This window comes from Planctomonas deserti, from assembly GCF_003067705.1.
Taxonomy (GTDB): domain Bacteria; phylum Actinomycetota; class Actinomycetes; order Actinomycetales; family Microbacteriaceae; genus Planctomonas; species Planctomonas deserti.
In genome coordinates, this window is the sequence record NZ_QANL01000175.1 from 1 (window position 1) to 547 (window position 547).

The 547-nt window shown below is 65.8% G+C and carries 1 protein-coding gene; it reads right to left on the minus strand.

Annotation, left to right across the window (positions count from 1 at the left end; genetic code table 11):
* Positions 1–387 (minus strand): type 4a pilus biogenesis protein PilO (locus tag DAI20_RS20145; protein ID WP_159085163.1); only part of this gene is annotated, 387 nt, incomplete at its 3' end.
* Between the last annotated feature and the right edge of the window lie 160 nt (positions 388–547).

Here is a 547-nt window from a genome sequence, read left to right on the forward strand (position 1 = left end):
GACCTGCTCCTGCTCCGGCTCGAACAGCTCGTTGGTCAGGCCGCTGGACAGCGCGGTCTGCGAGATGTCGATGATCAGGTCGGGCATTTCGGTCTTGCTGGGCAGCTGCCGCAGCATCTGCTGCAGCACCTGTTCCATCTGTGCCAGCTGCTGCTTCAGCGGCGCCAGGTTCACCGCACGCTCCTGCTGCTTGGTGAACTCCGAACGCAGCTCGGTTTCCTTCGATTCCAGGCCGGCCAGTTCCTCACGCTTGCCGCTGATCAGCAGCATCCACGCAACGAACATGATCACCACCGCCAGCAGCGAGCAGAAGACGATCTTGGCCTTCTGCGGCCAGTTGCCGATGTCGTTGAAATCCAGGTTCTTGAGATCGATCTTCTGGCTCATGCGCGGTCCCCCTGCAGCGGGGCATGGAAGGCCTGCGGCGGCTGCGCCAGGCGGCTGCCCTCGGGCTTCGGCGCAGGCTTTGCAGCCGGGGCTGCCGGCTGGTTCGGCGTAGCCGGGGCCGGGGTGACAGCAGGTGCGTTGACCGGCGCGGCGGCGGGTG